This is a genomic window from Streptomyces sp. NPDC005202 (assembly GCF_040608235.1).
In the GTDB taxonomy this organism is placed as follows: Bacteria; Actinomycetota; Actinomycetes; order Streptomycetales; family Streptomycetaceae; genus Streptomyces.
Genome location: NZ_JBEXHW010000092.1, coordinates 1 through 1791 on the forward strand (window position 1 = coordinate 1; position 1791 = coordinate 1791).

Genomic DNA, 1791 nt, shown 5'->3' on the forward strand with positions numbered 1-1791 from the left:
GGAAGGTAGTTGTGGACGGTTGACGAGTGAGAATGCAGGCATGAGTAGCGATACAAACGTGAGAAACGTTTGCGCCGATTGACTAAGGGTTCCTGGGTCAAGCTGATCTGCCCAGGGTAAGTCGGGACCTAAGGCGAGGCCGACAGGCGTAGTCGATGGATAACCGGTTGATATTCCGGTACCCGCTGTGAAGCGTCAAACATCGAGCCCGTTGATGCTAAGGCCGTGAAGCCGTTCCGGACCCTTCGGGGAAAGGAAAGTGGTGGAGCCGCCGAACCAAGACGGTAGTAGGTGAGTGATGGGGTGACGCAGGAAGGTAGTCCATCCCGGGCGGTGGTTGTCCCGGGGTAAGGGTGTAGGCCGCGAGGTAGGCAAATCCGCCTTGCATATGGCTGAGACCTGATGCCGAGCCGATTGTGGCGAAGTGGATGATCCTATGCTGTCGAGAAAAGCCTCTAGCGAGTTTCATGGCGGCCCGTACCCTAAACCGACTCAGGTGGTCAGGTAGAGAATACCGAGGCGTTCGGGTGAACTATGGTTAAGGAACTCGGCAAAATGCCCCCGTAACTTCGGGAGAAGGGGGGCCGGCTCCGGTGATGGGATTTACTCCTTGAGCTGGGGGTGGCCGCAGAGACCAGCGAGAAGCGACTGTTTACTAAAAACACAGGTCCGTGCGAAGCCGTAAGGCGATGTATACGGACTGACGCCTGCCCGGTGCTGGAACGTTAAGGGGACCGGTTAGCTCACCTTCGGGTGGGCGAAGCTGAGAACTTAAGCGCCAGTAAACGGCGGTGGTAACTATAACCATCCTAAGGTAGCGAAATTCCTTGTCGGGTAAGTTCCGACCTGCACGAATGGCGTAACGACTTCTCGACTGTCTCAACCATAGGCCCGGTGAAATTGCACTACGAGTAAAGATGCTCGTTTCGCGCAGCAGGACGGAAAGACCCCGGGACCTTTACTACAGTTTGATATTGGTGTTCGGTTCGGCTTGTGTAGGATAGGTGGGAGACTGTGAAGCGGGCACGCCAGTGTCCGTGGAGTCGTCGTTGAAATACCACTCTGGTCGTGCTGGATGTCTAACCTGGGTCCGTGATCCGGATCAGGGACAGTGTCTGATGGGTAGTTTAACTGGGGCGGTTGCCTCCTAAAGGGTAACGGAGGCGCCCAAAGGTTCCCTCAGCCTGGTTGGCAATCAGGTGTTGAGTGTAAGTGCACAAGGGAGCTTGACTGTGAGACCGACGGGTCGAGCAGGGACGAAAGTCGGGACTAGTGATCCGGCGGTGGCTTGTGGAAGCGCCGTCGCTCAACGGATAAAAGGTACCCCGGGGATAACAGGCTGATCTTCCCCAAGAGTCCATATCGACGGGATGGTTTGGCACCTCGATGTCGGCTCGTCGCATCCTGGGGCTGGAGTCGGTCCCAAGGGTTGGGCTGTTCGCCCATTAAAGCGGTACGCGAGCTGGGTTTAGAACGTCGTGAGACAGTTCGGTCCCTATCCGCTGTGCGCGTAGGAGTCTTGAGAAGGGCTGTCCCTAGTACGAGAGGACCGGGACGGACGAACCTCTGGTGTGCCAGTTGTTCTGCCAAGGGCATGGCTGGTTGGCTACGTTCGGGAGGGATAACCGCTGAAAGCATCTAAGCGGGAAGCCTGCTTCGAGATGAGGACTCCCACCCACTTGATGGGGTAAGGCTCCCAGTAGACGACTGGGTTGATAGGCCGGATCTGGAAGCACGGTAACGTGTGGAGGTGACCGGTACTAATAGGCCGAGGGCTTGTCCATAGATGCT

General features: G+C 56.9%; 1 rRNA gene. It reads left to right on the top strand.

The features are described 5' to 3' along the window. Window positions 1-1784: ribosomal RNA gene (locus tag ABZV31_RS38265) — 23S ribosomal RNA — on the top strand; the annotation flags it as partial. Window positions 1785-1791: the final 7 nt, after the last annotated feature.